This window comes from Leifsonia sp. CL147 (genome assembly GCF_900114565.1).
Classification (GTDB): Bacteria; Actinomycetota; Actinomycetes; order Actinomycetales; family Microbacteriaceae; genus Leifsonia.
In genome coordinates, this window is sequence record NZ_FOTM01000011.1 from 107,452 (window position 1) to 122,900 (window position 15,449).

The 15,449-nt window shown below is 71.8% G+C and carries 13 protein-coding genes, 1 tRNA gene and 1 pseudogene; 5 read left to right on the forward strand and 10 right to left on the reverse strand.

Going from position 1 to position 15,449, the window contains the following annotated elements:
* Positions 1-9: 9 nt before the first annotated feature.
* Complete coding sequence (locus BM287_RS11095) at positions 10-609, forward strand: LysE/ArgO family amino acid transporter (RefSeq protein ID WP_090039450.1); 600 nt, start codon at positions 10-12, stop codon at positions 607-609.
* A 68-nt stretch (positions 610-677) separates the two neighbouring features.
* Here BM287_RS11095 and BM287_RS11100 read toward each other — a convergent pair.
* The 4 genes from BM287_RS11100 to galU all read right to left on the reverse strand — a co-directional run bounded on the left by BM287_RS11100 (position 678) and on the right by galU (position 3,825).
* A tRNA-Ala gene (locus BM287_RS11100) sits at positions 678-753 on the reverse strand.
* A 94-nt stretch (positions 754-847) separates the two neighbouring features.
* Positions 848-2,011: a hypothetical protein gene (locus BM287_RS11105; protein ID WP_090039453.1), complete on the reverse strand. Its 1,164-nt coding sequence runs from the start codon at positions 2,009-2,011 to the stop codon at positions 848-850.
* 160 nt (positions 2,012-2,171) lie between these two features.
* The gene (locus BM287_RS11110) at positions 2,172-2,834 is read right to left on the reverse strand and encodes a GNAT family N-acetyltransferase (protein ID WP_090039455.1); all 663 of its coding nucleotides are present in this window, start codon (positions 2,832-2,834) and stop codon (positions 2,172-2,174) included.
* Between the two features lie 22 nt (positions 2,835-2,856).
* Positions 2,857-3,825, reverse strand: a complete 969-nt coding sequence (gene galU / locus BM287_RS11115; RefSeq protein ID WP_090039457.1) for a UTP--glucose-1-phosphate uridylyltransferase GalU — start codon at positions 3,823-3,825, stop codon at positions 2,857-2,859.
* Positions 3,826-3,884: 59 nt separating this feature from the next.
* On the opposite strand from galU, the gene BM287_RS11120 reads away from it, so the two are divergent.
* Genes BM287_RS11120 through mscL form a run of 3 tightly spaced genes read left to right on the forward strand, consistent with a single transcriptional unit; the run spans position 3,885 to position 5,378 of the window.
* Positions 3,885-4,469 carry a 5-formyltetrahydrofolate cyclo-ligase gene (locus BM287_RS11120; protein WP_090039460.1) on the forward strand — a complete coding sequence of 195 codons (585 nt, stop codon included), beginning with the start codon at positions 3,885-3,887 and terminating at the stop codon, positions 4,467-4,469.
* 35 nt (positions 4,470-4,504) lie between these two features.
* On the forward strand, positions 4,505-4,903 hold the full coding sequence (locus BM287_RS11125; RefSeq protein ID WP_090039463.1) for an FmdB family zinc ribbon protein: 399 nt from the start codon (positions 4,505-4,507) through the stop codon (positions 4,901-4,903).
* Positions 4,904-4,940: 37 nt separating this feature from the next.
* Positions 4,941-5,378 carry a large-conductance mechanosensitive channel protein MscL gene (gene mscL, locus BM287_RS11130; protein WP_090039466.1) on the forward strand — a complete coding sequence of 146 codons (438 nt, stop codon included), beginning with the start codon at positions 4,941-4,943 and terminating at the stop codon, positions 5,376-5,378.
* A gap of 1,061 nt (positions 5,379-6,439) precedes the next feature.
* Here the strand turns inward: mscL and BM287_RS11135 are convergent.
* From BM287_RS11135 to BM287_RS11155, 5 genes are all read right to left on the reverse strand, one after another.
* Positions 6,440-6,658, reverse strand: a complete 219-nt coding sequence (locus tag BM287_RS11135; RefSeq protein ID WP_139230658.1) for a hypothetical protein — start codon at positions 6,656-6,658, stop codon at positions 6,440-6,442.
* Positions 6,659-6,701: 43 nt separating this feature from the next.
* The gene (locus BM287_RS11140) at positions 6,702-10,466 is read right to left on the reverse strand and encodes an ATP-binding protein (RefSeq protein WP_090039469.1); all 3,765 of its coding nucleotides are present in this window, start codon (positions 10,464-10,466) and stop codon (positions 6,702-6,704) included.
* Between the two features lie 119 nt (positions 10,467-10,585).
* Positions 10,586-11,167, reverse strand: coding sequence for a hypothetical protein (locus tag BM287_RS11145; protein WP_175463930.1), 582 nt, complete (start codon positions 11,165-11,167; stop codon positions 10,586-10,588).
* Positions 11,168-11,214: 47 nt separating this feature from the next.
* Entirely contained in the window at positions 11,215-12,618 is a 1,404-nt protein-coding gene (locus BM287_RS11150; RefSeq protein ID WP_090039473.1) for an MFS transporter, read from the reverse strand.
* Positions 12,615-13,352: a winged helix-turn-helix domain-containing protein gene (locus tag BM287_RS11155; protein WP_090039477.1), complete on the reverse strand. Its 738-nt coding sequence runs from the start codon at positions 13,350-13,352 to the stop codon at positions 12,615-12,617. Before BM287_RS11155 ends, BM287_RS11150 begins: the two co-directional genes overlap by 4 nt.
* A 75-nt stretch (positions 13,353-13,427) precedes the next feature.
* Between BM287_RS11155 and BM287_RS11160 the strand changes: the two genes are divergently transcribed.
* A complete protein-coding gene (locus tag BM287_RS11160; protein WP_090039480.1) occupies positions 13,428-14,936 on the forward strand; it encodes an MFS transporter in 1,509 nt (502 codons plus the stop codon).
* Between the two features lie 206 nt (positions 14,937-15,142).
* Here the strand turns inward: BM287_RS11160 and BM287_RS11165 are convergent.
* Positions 15,143-15,449, reverse strand: a pseudogene (locus tag BM287_RS11165) (integrase core domain-containing protein); the annotation flags it as partial.

Consider the following 15,449-nt stretch of genomic DNA (forward strand, 5'->3'; position numbering starts at 1 on the left):
GTCGACACCGTGCTCGCAACGTTCCTCACCGGCCTCGGCTCGGCCGCATCCCTCATCGTCGCCATCGGCGCGCAGAATGCATTCGTCCTCCGTCAGGGCCTCCGCCGCGCGAACGTGCTGCCGATCGTGATCATCTGCGTTGTGAGCGACGCCGCGCTGATCGCCGCGGGCGTCGCCGGGATCGGTGTGCTGGTGAAGAACGCACCGGTGGCGCTCGGGATCGTTCGCTGGGCCGGTTTCGCCTTCTTGCTCGGGTACGCCGTGTTCGCCGCCCGCCGCGCGCTGCGGCCGGAATCGTTGACCGCCACCGGTGCCGTCGCCGGCTCGCTCGCGGCGGCGGTCGCGACGTGTCTCGCGATCACGTGGCTCAACCCGCACGTCTACCTCGACACGGTGCTCCTGCTCGGCTCCCTGTCCGCGTCGCACGGCGACCCCGGACGCTGGGTCTTCGGCGCTGGCGCGGCGACGGCGAGCCTGCTCTGGTTCGGGCTGCTGGGCTTCGGCGCGCGCTTCGCCGCGCCCGTCTTCGCGAAGCCGGTAGCCTGGCGCATCCTCGACGGCGGGATCGCCGTGCTCATGCTGGTCCTGGCGATCCTGCTCATCGTCTGACCGCGCTGAGCCCCGGGCGCCCCGCATCGAGCAGAAAAGGCCGCCCGATCGGGCGGCCTTTCCGGTGGTGGTGGAGCTAAGGAGATTCGAACTCCTGACCTCTTCGATGCGAACGAAGCGCGCTACCAACTGCGCCATAGCCCCGGGGAACTGCTTAGAAAGACTAGCACCCTCCGCCGGTCGAGTCGAAATCCGCGAGGGCCGCTGAGGGCACCTCCGACGGCGCCCGGGAACCGTCTCAGCTCGCGGCCCGGCGGCGACGCAGCACGGCGTCCAGGTCCAGGCTGCCGGTGCCGACGTCGTCCAGGACGCCCATGCGGGCGTAGCGGCTCGGAGTGGATGCTGGCGCGGAAACCGCAGCCCCGCTTCCCGCGTTCCCCAGCGCCTCCCCCACGCGTCCGACCGCCCTGAGCGGAACCGGCGCCGGCGCCGCTGCGCGCTCTGCCGCCCCCGCCGCAGCCGCAGCCGCAGCCGCGCGCTCCGCCCCCGCCCCCGCCACAGCCGCGGCGCCCGCCGCAGCCGCCTTCCGCTCCAGCTCCGCGCGCGCCGCGGCGCGTCGCAGCTCGGCGGCCGCATCCACCGACGCCATCGCGGCCGCGGCGACCGTTCCCGGCGACAGGTGCAACGGCTTCGGCAGCGGACGCGGCGTCCAGCTCTGCCGCAGCCGCTCCTGCACAGGAACATCGTGCTGCGCGTGGTCGTACAGCTCCGGCGCGACCTGCGAGGTGCGCACGAGCGGCTGCGGACGCGCGGCGGCTCGCTGCGGGCGAGCCAGCCGGCCCAGCATCCACCCGGCGACCGACACGGCGCCGACGGAGGCGGCGACGAGCAGCCACGCACCGGTCTCGAACAGCAGGACGGCGCCGGCGACGAGTCCCATCAGTCCGGCCACGAGCACGAGCGTCGACACCGCACGCGCCCGGCGCAGCCGGCGACGCCGTTGCGGCGAGAGGGCATGCGCGACGGCATCGGTCGTGATCCGTGCGGTCGCGAGCACCCGCGCCCGCTGGGCCGCGGCCGCGCGCGAAGCCCGCTCGATCGCGATCGCCTCGGCAGCCGCCTGTTCCGCCTCCTCGGCGGCCCGGCGGCGCTCCTCCGCGAGCGCCTGCTCCCGGCGGGCGTGGGCGGCGGCCTCGGCGCGGGCGGTGGCAAGAGTCCGCTGCTCGGCCTTGCGGAGGATGCGCTGCTGCTCCGCGACCGTGCGCGCCGTCGCCTCCATCCGCACTTCGTCGGGGAGCTCGCTGGTCTCGGCGAGGATGCGCAGCGTCTGCTGCAGGCGCACGGCGTTCCGCTCGGTCGCCAGGTACTCCCGGCGACGCAGCCACACCGGGACAAGGTAGGCCAGCCACAGGGCGGCCGCTACAGCGACGACGACCCCACCGCCCATCACATCCCCAGTCATGCCTCTACGGTAGGGGCGGCAGGGACCGCGGCCCGGTCAGTCGTGGGGGTGTGTCACCTGATCCAGAGTTCTTTCAGGAGGCTCCGGGCTGGAGGCTCGCTGCACGCAGCCCCGTGCCGGAGGTCGCACGTGCCTACGCCAACGGCGGGAGGCCCGACCCTCAGTGCTGGCGCGCGATCGGCAGCGGGACCGCCGCCGCCGCGCGGTCCTCGGCAGGGATCACAGCGGCGTCGTCCGGGACGTTGTGGTCCAGCCACCGCCGCAGCACCCCCTGGCTGAGCTCCTCGGACACCAGCCCGAAGCAGAAGTGATCGCGCCAGTCCCCATTGATGTGGATGTACCGCCGGCGCAGTCCCTCGTAGCGGAAGCCGAGCTTCTCGACCACACGCAGGCTGGGCGCGTTCTCGGGGCGGATGCAGATCTCCATCCGATGCAGGCCCAGCTGGTAGAAGCAGTAGTCGGTCGCCAGCGCGACCGCCGTCGGCGTGATGCTGCGGCCCGCGAACTCCTCCGCTATCCAGTACCCGATCGTCGCGCTCGACAGCGACCCGTAGGCGATGGAGGAGACGTTCAGCTGGCCGGCGAGCTTGCCGTCCCACTCCACGACGAACGGGAGGCCGTGCCCGGCACGCGCGTTGCCGAGCAGCGAGCGGATGCTGGCCCGCGTGTCGAACGACCCGGGCGCGTACGGGCTCGTCGCCTCCCACTGCCGCAGCCAGCGGCGGTTCTCGAGGAGGGATCGCTCCAGGGCGCGGGCATCGCGCAAGCGGATGGGACGTAACCCGACGCGGCCCTCGGTGAGGGTGGGGACCACGAACGCCACAGACTCCTCCTTCGGCCGGCTGTCAGCGGATGCGGTCGGAGAGCGTCTGGATGGGGCCGGTCGGCATCTCCTCGACGAAGTCGACCGGTTCGTCCTCCAGCTCCGCCGCGAACTCCCGCAGCCACGGCCGCAGTTCGGGGCCGAGGTCCTCGCGGTCGACCGCCAGACGGACGATCGCCTTGATGTAGTCGAGCCGGTCGCCGGTGTCGTAGCGGCGGCCGCGGAAGACGATGCCGTACACGCCGCCGGTCCAGTCCGGCGCCTGTGCCATCGACTGCAGCGCATCCGTGAGCTGGATCTCGCCGCCGCGTCCCGGGGCGGTCTGCTCGAGGACGTCGAAGACCTCCGGCCGCAGCACGTAGCGGCCGATGACGGCGTAGTTCGAGGGTGCGTGCTCCCGGTCCGGCTTCTCCACGAGGCCCGTGATCCGGACCACGTCCTCCTCGTCGGTCGGCTCGACGGCCGCAGCGCCGTACAGGTGGATGGAGTCGGGGTCGACCTCCAGCAGGGCCACGACCGTGGCGTTGCGCTGGGCCTGGACGTCCAGCATCCGCTTCAGCAGCACATCCCGAGAGTCGATGATGTCGTCGCCGAGGAGCACGGCGAACGGTTCGCGTCCGACGTGCATCTTCGCACGGAGGACCGCGTGGCCGAGCCCCTTCGGGTCGCCCTGGCGCACGTAGTGCATGTCGGCCAGGGCCGTGGAGTAGTTGACCTTCTCGAGACGGTCGGTGTCGCCCTTCCTGGTGAGGGTCTCCTCCAGCTCGGCGTTGCGATCGAAGTGGTTCTCGAGGGCGTTCTTGTTGCGGCCGGTGATCATCAGGACGTCGTGGAGGCCCGCATCCACCGCTTCCTCGACGACGTACTGGATGGCCGGCTTGTCCACGACCGGAAGCATCTCCTTGGGCATCGCCTTCGTGGCAGGGAGGAAGCGGGTTCCGAGGCCGGCGGCAGGGATCACTGCTTTCGTGACGCGGTCGTGATTAGCCATGCCGCCTACAGTATCCGCATTTCATCGGCGCACAGGATGGCATCTCCTAGGATTGCGGTATGGACCCGGACACTGCCGCTCATCGCAAGCGCGCCCTGCGTGCGGAGCTCCGCGAGCGCCGGCAGAACCAGACCACGACCGAGCGGGAGACCGCGACAGCGGGAATCACGCGCAACCTCGTCGACCTGGCGACCGACCTCTCCGCCCGCAGCCTCTCGGCCTACCTCTCCACCCCGACGGAGCCGGACACCCGGCCGTTCCTGAACTGGGCCCACGAGCAGGGGATGCGCGTGCTGCTCCCCGTGTCACGCGAGGACGGCCTCCTCGACTGGACCACCGGCGACGGCGAGAGCGAGACGGAGGGGCTGTTCGGGCTCCCCGAGGCCGTCGGCGACCTGCTCGGACCGATCGCGATCAACGACGTCGACCTCATCCTGGTGCCGGCGGCGGCCGTGGATGCGACCGGGATGCGCATGGGCTGGGGTCGCGGCTACTTCGACAAGACACTCGGCAGCATGGAAAAATGTCCCCCGGTGTACGCCGTCGTCTTCGACGGCGAGCTCGTGGACGAGGTGCCGCGCGAGCGTCACGACCAGCCGGTGGATGGCGCGGTCACCCCCACCCGGATCGTCCAGTTCACCTGAGCACCGCACCACCTGACCCACGTAGCGGAAAGACAATGCCCACTTACTCGTACTCGTGCCGCGACTGCGGCACCTCCTTCGACATCCAGCAGGCCTTCACCGACGACGCTCTGACGGTGTGCCCGAACTGCGGCGGTTCGCTGCGCAAGGTGTTCGGCACGGTCGGCGTGACCTTCAACGGGTCCGGGTTCTACCGGACGGACTCGCGCGGGGGGACGAAGAAGGCCGCGGCGGACTCGGGGTCGGGGTCGGGGTCGGGGTCGTCCGGCTCGTCGTCCTCGTCGTCCGGCTCGGGGTCGTCCGGCTCCGGGTCATCGTCGTCCGGCTCGGGGTCGTCCTCGTCCGGCTCGTCTTCCTCCTCGGGCTCGTCGTCGTCCTCCTCCTCCTCCTCCGGCTCGTCCGGATCGAGCTCGTCCTCCGGTTCCGCCGCTTAGCGGATCTGCGACCACCTCCTCTTCGAAAGGATCGGTCTTGCTCAAAGGATTCCGGGAGTTCATCCTCCGCGGTAACGTGATCGACCTGGCCGTCGCGGTCGTCATCGGCGCCGCGTTCACCGCCGTCGTCACCTCGATCGTGACCAACCTCATCAACCCGCTGATCGGCGCCATCGCCAAGACGCAGGGTTTCGACAAGGCGCTCATCCTCCCCATCGGCCACGCGGACATCAAGTTCGGGGCAGTCCTCGCGGCGATCATCAACTTCCTGATCATCGCCGTGGTCGTCTACTTCGTCTTCGTCTACCCGATCAACCACCTGAAGTCGCGCATGGACCGCCTCCGCAAGAAGGGTGCCGTGGAGCCGGACGCGCCGATCACCGAGCTCGACCTCCTCACCGAGATCCGCGACCTCCTCCGCGCGCAGCAGGCCCCGCCCCAGTCCGCGGGCAAGCACGCCGACCCCCTCCCCTAACCCCCGCGCCGCCACCCCGCGCCGCACTCCCCACTCCCACTCCGCCGGCTCACGCCGAGGTGCTCGTTGTTACACCCCCGCACGGCGTGTCGCCTGCAACAACGAGCACCTCGGCGGAGTGGGGACAGTGACGTGCGCCATCACAGCGCGGAAGGACGCGAGCGCGACAGCGCGAGAGCGCGAGAGCGCGAGAAACCGGGGGCATGAGAACCAAGGGCTCGCACCCCCTCGCCAGATCCCGCCGAAGTGCTCGTTATTACACCCCCGCACGGCGTGTCGCCTGCAACAACGAGCACCTCGACGAGGTGGGACCGGGACGCGCGCCATCGCAGCGCGGAAGGACGCGGGCGCGACTGCGCAAGAAACCGGGGGCATGAGGACCGACGGCTCGCACCCCCTCGCCAGATCCCGCCGAAGTGCTCGTTGTTGCACCCTCACACGGCGTGTCGCCTGCGACAACGAGCACCTCGACGAGGTGGGAAGCGCGCGGCGCGCGTGGGCGCGGACCGACGGCTCGCACCCCCTCAGCAGCTCTCGCCGAAGTGCTCGTTGTTACACCCTCGCACGGCGTGTCGCCTGCGACAACGAGCACCTCGACGAGGTGGGACCGGGACGCGCGCGGCGCGTGGGGCGCCTGGGGCACGTGGGGGCGCGCGAACCGACGGCTCGCATCCACTCGGCAGATTCCGCCGAAGTGCTCGTTGTTACACCCTCGCACGGCGTGTCGCCTGCAACGACGAGCACCTCGACGAGGTGGGGAGCGGATGCGCGCGGGGCGGGAGGGGGCGCGCGCGGCGCGGGAGGGGGCGAGCGCGGCGCGCGGCGAGCGCGGCGCGGGAGGGTCACGCGCGGCGCGCGGCGCGCGGGAGGGTCGCGCGCGGGGGCGCGGGGGCGCGCGGAGCGGCGGCTCGCATCCCCTCGGCCGATCCCACCGAGGTGCTCGTTGTTGCACGCCCGCACGGCGTGTCGCCTGCAACGACGAGCACCTCGGCGGAGGGCGGAGGGCGGAGGCGGGAGGGCGGAGGGGGGCCGAGGGCGGAGGGCGGAGGTGGGAGGGGCGGCTACCAGTGCGGGGGGACGTCGCGGCGCAGCCGCTCGTCGTTCGACGACCAGGCGGGCGCGTTGTCCGTGTCGGAGGGGTGCGCCTCCTCCTCGGCCGGCTCGACGCGCGCGGCCGGCTCGACGCGCGGCGCCGGCTCGACGCGCGGCTCCGGGTCGGCGCCGGGCGCGCCCGGGCGCTGCACGCGCCGGTGCCGACGCGTCCCGGGTGTCTCGCTCATCCGTCCAGTTTAAAGCGACACGAGGCGCCGAACCGTCGCCCGGTCACGCCAGGGTGGGCAGCGTGATGGGGGCCGTGTCCGCGTCGGTGGTGGGCTCGGTCCTGCCGATCAGCTTGGCGATGCGGCCGGCGACGGCGTCCGGGTCCGCGAACAGCTCGAAGCTGTGGACGCGGAGGTAGTGCCAGCCGAGGCGGCGCAGCACGTCCGGACGCAAGCGCAGCGACTCGCGCAGGCTGCCCTTGAACACATCCCGGTCGGTCTCCACCACGACCGCCCGGCCCTCGTGCGACGCGACCAGGGTCAGCTTGCCGCGGTACCCGAGGTGCACCTCCAGGCCGCGCCGGGCCAGGCGCCGCGCGAGGTCGAGCACCATGGGGTCCGCGTCCGGGCTGAGGTACTCCGGAGTCGCGCTCTGCAGCTGGTCGGCCTCCCCCAGCACCTGCGCGAGCGCTGCGATGCCGTGGCGCATGCGCGTCTCGTCGATGTCCTCCGGGCGGAAGCAGGAGACGATGTCCATGCCGCGACGTCCGCGCGTCATGCCGACGGCGAGCAGCCGGTCGCCGCCCGGTTCGGCGAGCGCTCCGAAGTTCGAGAGCAGCCGGCCGTGCGGCGTGCGGCCGTAGCCGATCGAGAAGATGACGCGGTCGCGGCTTTGGCCGACGGACTGGTCCAGTGTGACCACGGTGAACGGCTCGGCGCGGTCGCCGAGGATGAAGTCGGCCAGCTCCGACCGCTTCGAGAACGCCGCGAGCACGGCCTGGTTGACGCGCACCGCGTGCCGTTCGCTCGCCGTGATCACCATGAGGGATTCGCGCGGCCGCTCGGTCGCGTGCTGCAGCACCAGCTCGACCACCTTGGCGACTTCGGCATCCGTGGACTCGACCGCTCCCGTGTCGGTGTCGGGCATCCCCTGGCCGCCGGTGACGTAGTGGAGGGCGAGGCTCCCGTGCCCGAGGTAGGTTCCGGCCCACGGGAGGGAGTCGATCATGCCGCCGTAGAAGCGGCGGTTGACGAGCTCCGCGAGGTCCTCGCCGCCGGCGCGGTAGCTGCGGCTGAGGGTGTAGGCGGGCAGGAGCTCGGAGAGCCGGGCCAGCGCGGAGTCGGCGTGCAGCGCATCCACGTCGACCGGCTCGACCGTCGTCCCGTACTCGTGCGCCCCGATGTCGAAGCGGGAGGGGGTCTGCGTGACCGGGTCGCCGAAGGCGACGACCTGCTTGGCGCGGCGGATGACGGGGACGTTCTCGGCGAGGCTCGAGGCGCCCGCATCCACCAGCATCACCGCGTCGAAGCCGAACTCGCGGCCGATCTCCGGCACCTCGTAGGGCGAGATCAGCCAGACCGGCGCGAGCGGACGGGCCAGGTGCGGCGCCGCCTCGTTCAACGAGGTCGCGGCCGGGGTTCCGTTCTTCAGGAGTCGCTTGAGCGCCGCGGCCTCGTCCGGCCAGTCGACGATGCCGATCTTCCAGGTCTCGGCGAGCATCCACGCCAGCTGCTTCCCGGTCGCGGAGGCGTGCGCCTCATCCACGAGCCGGAAGTCGGCCTCCAGGCGGTCGAGCACGCCGGTGTTCGCGTTCAGGAGGGCGCGGTCGGAGGCGAGCAGCGACTCCAGCACCGACTGCCACCAGGCCAGCTCCAGCTCGGCGCTGACCTGCGTGTCGGGCACGTGCCGGACGGACAGGTCCGAGATCAGGGGGTCGAGCTCCAGGTCGCGCAGCTGCGTCAGCAGAGCGGTGCGCTCGCGGAGGTTGGCGAGCACCTCGGACTCGGCGGCGAGGCCGGCGATCTGGCGGGCCAGCTCCTCGACGGGCAGCGCCGCGAGCGACTGCGGCGTGCCGGTGCGCCCGAGCGGGATGTCGAGCCGAGCCAGGTCTTCGGCCACGCGCTGGTAGGCGACCTGCACGTCCGCGATGCCGACCGGAACCTCGGGAACGACGCCCGCGACCGCGAAGCGGTTCCAGAGGATGCGCTGCTGCTGGATGCGCCGCAGGCTCTCGTTGAGATCGGTGACGTGCACGCCCGGACGGACGTACTCGAGCGCGTGCTTGCGCAGCCGGCGGCGGTTCGCGTTCGACATCGACAGCGATTCGCGACGGGATGCGGTGGCCGCGATCAGCTCGGTGAGCGAGCGGTCGAAGACCGACGGAGTGAACTTGTCGAGCGTCTCGCGGATGTCGAGCAGCAGCCGCAGGTAGACGCCGAGCTCGGCGATCGTGGCGAAGGGCCGCATCCGCGTCTGGCCGATCAGGGCGTTCGCGCGGTCGATCAGGCGCGGCAGTTCGGCGCGGCTGAGCTTCTTGGCCAGTTCGTGCGCGGCCTTGCCCTCCTCGGTGGTCGAGAAGGAGGCGCCGTACCAGGGCGAGTCGTCGGGCCCGTAGCGGAACTCGCCGAGACGCGCGGCGCGGATGAGCGCGTCAGCGGAGGTCGCACGGTCGCGGGCGAGGGCCTCGATGGTGCGGCGGCCGAGGCGGGCCGTGGTCGACGGAGGGGACGGCAGCAGCGACAGTCGGGACAGCTCGCGCAGCGCGTCCAGCACCGAGACGCCGAGCACCGGGTCGCGACGGGTCAGCGCACCGCGGTAGTCGACCAGCACCTTGCGCAGGCGGACCAGCGCCTCGTCGACGTCGGTGACCTTGGGTTGCGTCGCCTTCTCGTTGCGGGCGATCGACTGGATGAGGTCGCGGCGCAGCGTGCGCGGGGTGACGGCGAGCCCCGGCAGCCCGGCCTTCGCCAGCCGCTGGGCGATGTCGTCGAGGCTGGAGCGGCGCGGGCTGACCACGAGCACACGCTTGTGCTGGGCGACCAGGGCGCCGATCGCGTTGACGATCGTCTGCGTCCCCCCGGTGCCGGGCAGGGTCTTTACGACGACGGAGTTGCCGGCCGCGATCTGGGCGACCACGGTCTCCTGCGTCTCGTCGGCATCGAGAAGGAGGGTGTCGGTCGCGGGCGGGCGCTCGTCCTGCCGGATGGGCTCCACCGGGTTGAAGGCGCTCTCGATCGTCGTGCGGGCGCGCGGGTTGCCGGCGAGCGCATCCAGGAGGACCGTGTCGAGGTCGCGCGCCTCCTCCGTCAGCGCGGGCGCGACATCGGCGAACGAGGAGGCGACCAGCCGCGGCTGCACGTTGAACCACGGCAGGTGCGAGGTGAGCCCGCGGAGCCGGTCGATCACAGGCTGCGGCTTGAAGACACCGTTCGACACGGCGAGCGCGACGAACGCGTCCGCATCCAGCGTGATCTGGAACTGCTCGTTGAGCGCGCGGGCGAGCTCCGGGTTGAGGAACGTGCGGCCCTTCAGCTTCAGCTCGAAGTCGCGGCCGTAGCGGCGGATGGCGAGGGGACGCAGCAGGATGGGCGCCAGGTACTCGTCCGCGCCGTTGCGCCACTGGGCGAGCCCGATCGCGAGGTGCACCGACTCGATCCCGCGCACCGAGCGCAGTTCGATGCCCTTCTGCGTGATCGCGTTCGCGGCCGCGCGCGCGGTGCGCAGCGCCAGCTCGTCGCGGATCAGGCTCGACAGCAGGGTGCTCTGACCGGTGATGAACTGCGGGAGCCCGCCCGGGTGCGTCGTGCTCAGCTCGATGCGCGTGCGCGGGCTGTCCTCGAAATGCAGGAGCGGGGAGTCGCCGCCGATGGCCGCGATCTCGTCCCGCCAGCGCTTCCACACCGGCTCGGCGATGTTGCCGGCGACCAGGGCCGGGTCGCCCAGACTGAGGGTGTGGGGAGCCGTCGTCGTGCGCGGGTTCAGGGCGTCGTCTTCTCCGATGTCCGACGTCCTGTCGTCATCGTCGGTCTTCCTGTCCAGTCGCCACACACCGATACCCTACGTTCCCATCCGCAGAAACTCCGGCAACCCGGGCGGGTTTTCCGCCAATATCATGTGGGAACGAGGTCGCGCATCCCGCCTCCGGGCGAGTGGATGCGGCGGTGCGGTCAGCGGGACGGGGTCGGGGACGGGGTCGGGGACGGGGTTGCGGTCGGAGTCGGGGACGGAGCGGGCGACGGAGCGGGCGACGGAGTCAGCGTGCCGTACGGCGGCAGGGCCCGGCTGACGACCGGGACCTTCAGGCCCACCGTCTGGCCCGAGCTCGTGACCGTCACCGTGGTCAGGGCGCCGGGCGCCGCATCCAGCCCGGTGACGAGGCTCTCGTCGGTCGGCGGGTCGCCCAGCCGGCGCATCCCGCGCGGCTTCAGCGAGATCGCGATGTGGTGGCCGGCGGCCGGGACGATCTCGAGCTGCTGCGCGTCGGTCGCCTCGTTCACGAGCGTGACCACGAGGTTGGCGGTGTGGTGGCCGCTGCTGACGAGCACCGCGTTGCCGACGAACACCTGCCCGACCCGCGCGCTCACCCCGACGCTGGCCTCCACGATGTGCTTGGTGTCTTGCGGAGCGAACAGGTCGCAGGCGGTGAGTCCGGTGAGGGCGGCGGCGGCGATCGCGCTGAGGGCGAGGGCCCGGCGCAGCGGGCCGCGGTGCAGCAGCGGGCGGGATCGGTGCGGGGTGCGAAACGTCATCATCCACCTCCGGGGAGCACGCCAGCACCCTATGCCCGCCGACGGCGTTAGGGAAGCCGGGTCCGGCTGCCGAAGGCCAGAATCCCGATCGCACCGCAGACGAGATAGAGGGATGCTTGGACGTCGAGCACCGGGACGATGTCGCCCGAGTCCGCGAGCAGACCGCCGAGCAGCAGGCCGATCGCCTGCGCGGCGCCGTCGAGCGTGGTGATCGCCGCGATCACCCGGCCGAGGGCGCGCGGCGGCACAGCCGTCTGGACGAGCGTGATCTCTCCCGTCGCCGTGGTCACTCCGGGGATGCCCATCGCGATGAACAGTCCGGCGTAGACCCAGAGCGCTGTCGTGAAGGGCGCGAGGTTCCAGGTGAGGAGGGACAGCATCCCGAACACCAGGTAGCCGCCGCCGATGAGCGAGCGCGGCCCGAGGCGGCGCGCGAGCACGCCGGTGACCAGGCCGCCGAGGACGCCGCCGATCGCCTGCACGCCGCGGATGATGCCGGCGCCCGTGTCCCCGGCGCCCAGGTTCTCGATCACGTAGACCAGGAACAGGACGAGGAAGAGTCCCTGCGCGATCCCGCCGAGAGCGGCGAGGAGCGCGATCGTGCGGAGGGTGGCCGAGCGGGCGATCACGGCGAGGCCGTCCCTCCACTCGCGGAGGATGCGGCGCTCGGCGGCGACCGCCTGTTCGGGAGGCTGCTGTGCGGCGTCCTCCTCCGGCTCGGCTCCGGGGAGCGCCGGCTGGGCCGGCCGCGTCGGCTGCGCTGGCTGGGCCGACCGCGCCGACCGCGTCGGCTGCGCTGACGGCGCCGGCCGCGCCGACCGCGCCTGCTCGGGCGGAAGGGGATGCGGACGCAAGAGCGCGACGAGGCCCGCGGTCGCCAGGTACGACGCCGCGTCCGCGATCACGACCCCCGGCAGCCCCCAGAGGGCGAAGGAGAGACCGCCGAGCGGCGATCCCACGAGTCGCGCCAGGTTGTCGCTCACCGCGACCAGCGCGTTGCCGCGGGCCAGCTGGTCGGCGCCCACGAGTTGCGGGATCATCGCCTGCCGCGCCGGGTTGATGATCGCGCCGAGCACCGCCTCCACCGCGGCGACAGCGTAGACGATGCCCATGCGGTCCGCGCTCGCCGCGAGCAACGGCAGGAGCAGGACGCCCTGCAGGAGCGCCACCACGACGATCGTCCGCCGGTGATCCCAGCGGTCCACGAGGACTCCGAGGAAGCTGCCGACGAGGAGCATCGGGATGAGCTCCACGAGGAACACCGTGGACGCGCCGAGCGCCGACCCGGTCGCCGACAGGGCGAACAGCGGGAGGGCGATCATCAGGAGCCAGTCGCCGGTGTCCGAGACGAGTCCGGCGGTCCAGACCAGGGCGAAGTCGCGCCGGAGCAGCGGCGAGCGCGTGCGCCCGACGGGCGTGGTCGTGCGCCCGGCGGGCGTGCTCGTCGTCATGGACGGTCCTCCACCTCGGACGCCGCTGCGGCCCAGGCGGCGACGACGGCGTCGGGATGCCGGAACGCGTTGAGGTGCAGCGCCACGACGTCGCTGCCCTCCGGTGGGTCGGCGCGCGTGAGGGCGATGTACGGGCGGATGAGCGCATCCAATCGCTCCCCCAGTTCGCGGAGCTCCTGAGATGTGAGCTTGAGCGCGTACCCGTTGAGCATGTTCGCCTCGCGCCACTCGGCCGGCTGCTCGTCCCGCTGCGCGATCGCACGGTGGACGAGCGCCGCCTCGTCGTCGACCTGCCGGTCCGCGAGCGCACGCTCGACGGTGTCCGACCCGATGGCGAACCCCGGGTCGTCCGTGCGGCCGAAGGAGAGGCCGGTGGATGCCGACCGCCACGGACGCTCGCGTCCGTCGTGCGCCTCCACCGGCTCCACGAGGCCCACGCGCGCGAGGGCGCGCAGGTGGTAGCTGCAGTTGGAGGGCGTCGAGCCGACCACGGCCGCGCACTCGCTCGCGGTGCGCGGGCCGAACGACATGAGGTGGTCCAGCAGCGCGAGGCGGAGGGGATGCGCGAGGGCGCGCAGCGCGCGGGGGTCGGTGACGGTGGTGCGGCGCTCGGGGCGGGCGGAGGCGGCGGGTGCTGGGGCCGCGGCTGACGCTGATGCGGTCGCGGACCCGGGCGCCGATCCGGTCGCCGATCCGGTCGTCGATCCGGTCGCCGATTCCGATATGAAAGACATGTTTCAGATTGTCGCTCTCGTCTTCTTTCACGTCAAGCCGGGAATGCGGCCGGCCCTCGTGCGTTGTCCATCGGTATGAGCGAACCCACCCGAGCGAGCGTCGGCTTCCGGTCGGAGCGGGGACCCATCCTGATCGCGCTGATGCTGACGACGGGACTGGTGGCCATCGACTCCACGATCCTGGCGACGGCCGTGCCCTCGATCGTTCAGGACCTGGGTGGATTCGCGCAGTTCCCGTGGCTGTTCTCGGTGTACCTGCTGGCGCAGGCCGTGTCCGTCCCGGTCTACGCGAAGCTGTCGGACACCGTCGGGCGCAAGCCGATCGTCCTCGTCGGCATCGCGCTCTTCCTCGTCGGATCGGTGCTCTGCGGGTTCGCCTGGAGCATGCCGGCACTGATCGCGTTCCGCGCGCTGCAGGGACTCGGCGCGGGCGCCATCCAGCCGATGTCGATGACCATCGCCGGCGACATCTACACGGTCGCCGAGCGCGCCAAGACGCAGGGCTACCTGGCGAGCGTGTGGGCGATCTCCTCGGTCGTCGGACCGACCCTCGGCGGCGTGTTCTCGCAGTTCCTGTCGTGGCGGTGGATCTTCTTCGTCAACGTGCCGCTGTGCATCCTGGCCGCATGGATGCTGATCCGCACCTTCCAGGAGACCATCGAGCGCCGTCGCCACCGCATCGACTACACGGGCGCCGCGCTCCTGACGGGCGGGATGACGCTGCTCATCCTCGCCGTGCTCGAGGGCGGGCAGGCGTGGGCGTGGACCTCCGTCTGGAGCGTCGGCGCCTTCGCCGTCGGCGGCCTGCTGCTCGTCGCGTTCGTGCTCGTGGAGTTGCGTGCGGAGGAGCCGGTGCTCCCCTTGCGGCTGTTCTCGCGGCGGCTGCTGGTCACCACGACGCTCATCTCGCTCGGCGTGGGCGCCATCCTCATCGGCCTGACGTCGTACGTCCCGACCTACCTGGAGGGCACCATCGGGGTCGTGCCGATCGTTTCGGGACTCGCCGTCGCGGCCCTCACCCTCGGCTGGCCCATCGCGGCGAGCCTGTCCGGGCGGTTCTACCTGCGGATCGGCTTCCGCAACACGGCCCTCCTCGGCGCGGGCATCGCGATCGCCGGCGCGGCATCCCTCGCGGCGACCTCCGTCGCGCCGTCGGTGCTGTTCGTCGCGGTCAGCTGTTTCGTGGTCGGGCTCGGGATGGGGCTCATCGCGACGCCCACGCTCATCGCCGCGCAGTCGAGCGTCCCGTGGAACGAGCGCGGCGTGGTCACGGGCAGCAACATGTTCGCGCGGTCGATCGGCAGCGCGGTCGGGGTCGCCGTCTTCGGCGCGATCGCCAACGCGATCATCGGAGCGACCTCCGGCGGCGCCGGCGGTGCGGCGGCGGGCGGCGGTGCGGTCGCGGGCGGCGCCGCGGCAGCGGCCGGTGCGCACGCGCCGGCGACCATCCAATCGGCCTCGACGGCCGTCTTCATCGCCGTGGCCATCGCGGCCGTCCTGACGATCCTCGCCGGACTCGCGATGCCCCGCTCGCGCGTCGAGGACGTCGAACTCGCCCGCACCTCCCCGGCCCCCGCCGATTAGCCCTGCCCCCCTCCTCCCCTCCGCTCCCCGCGCTCCCCTCCCCCCTCGACATTCGTCACGAATGTGCACTCCCAACGCCCCCAACCCCACATTCGTCACGAATGTGCGCTCCGCCCACTCCCATCGCTTCCCTCCACATTCGTCACGAATGTGCACTCCCAGCGCCGCCAACGGGGACTGGTGCAGCGGAGGGTGACAGTTTCGGTTTAGGCCGCGAGGGCCAGGTTGTTGTTCATGATGGTCTCGAACTCGATGGGCGTCAAACGGCCGAGCCGGTCTTGTCGGCGGCGTCGGTGGTATTAGGTGCGTTCGATCCAGGTGACGATCGCGATCCGGAGATCTTGGCGGGTGGCCCAGGAGCGCCGGTTCAGGACGTTCTTTTGCAGGAGGGCGAAGAAGGATTCCATCGCCGCGTTGTCGCCTGCGGCCCCGACACGGCCCATCGATCCGACCAGGCCATGTCGGTGCAGAGCACGGGCCTGCTTGCGGGAACGAAATTGCGATCCACGATCG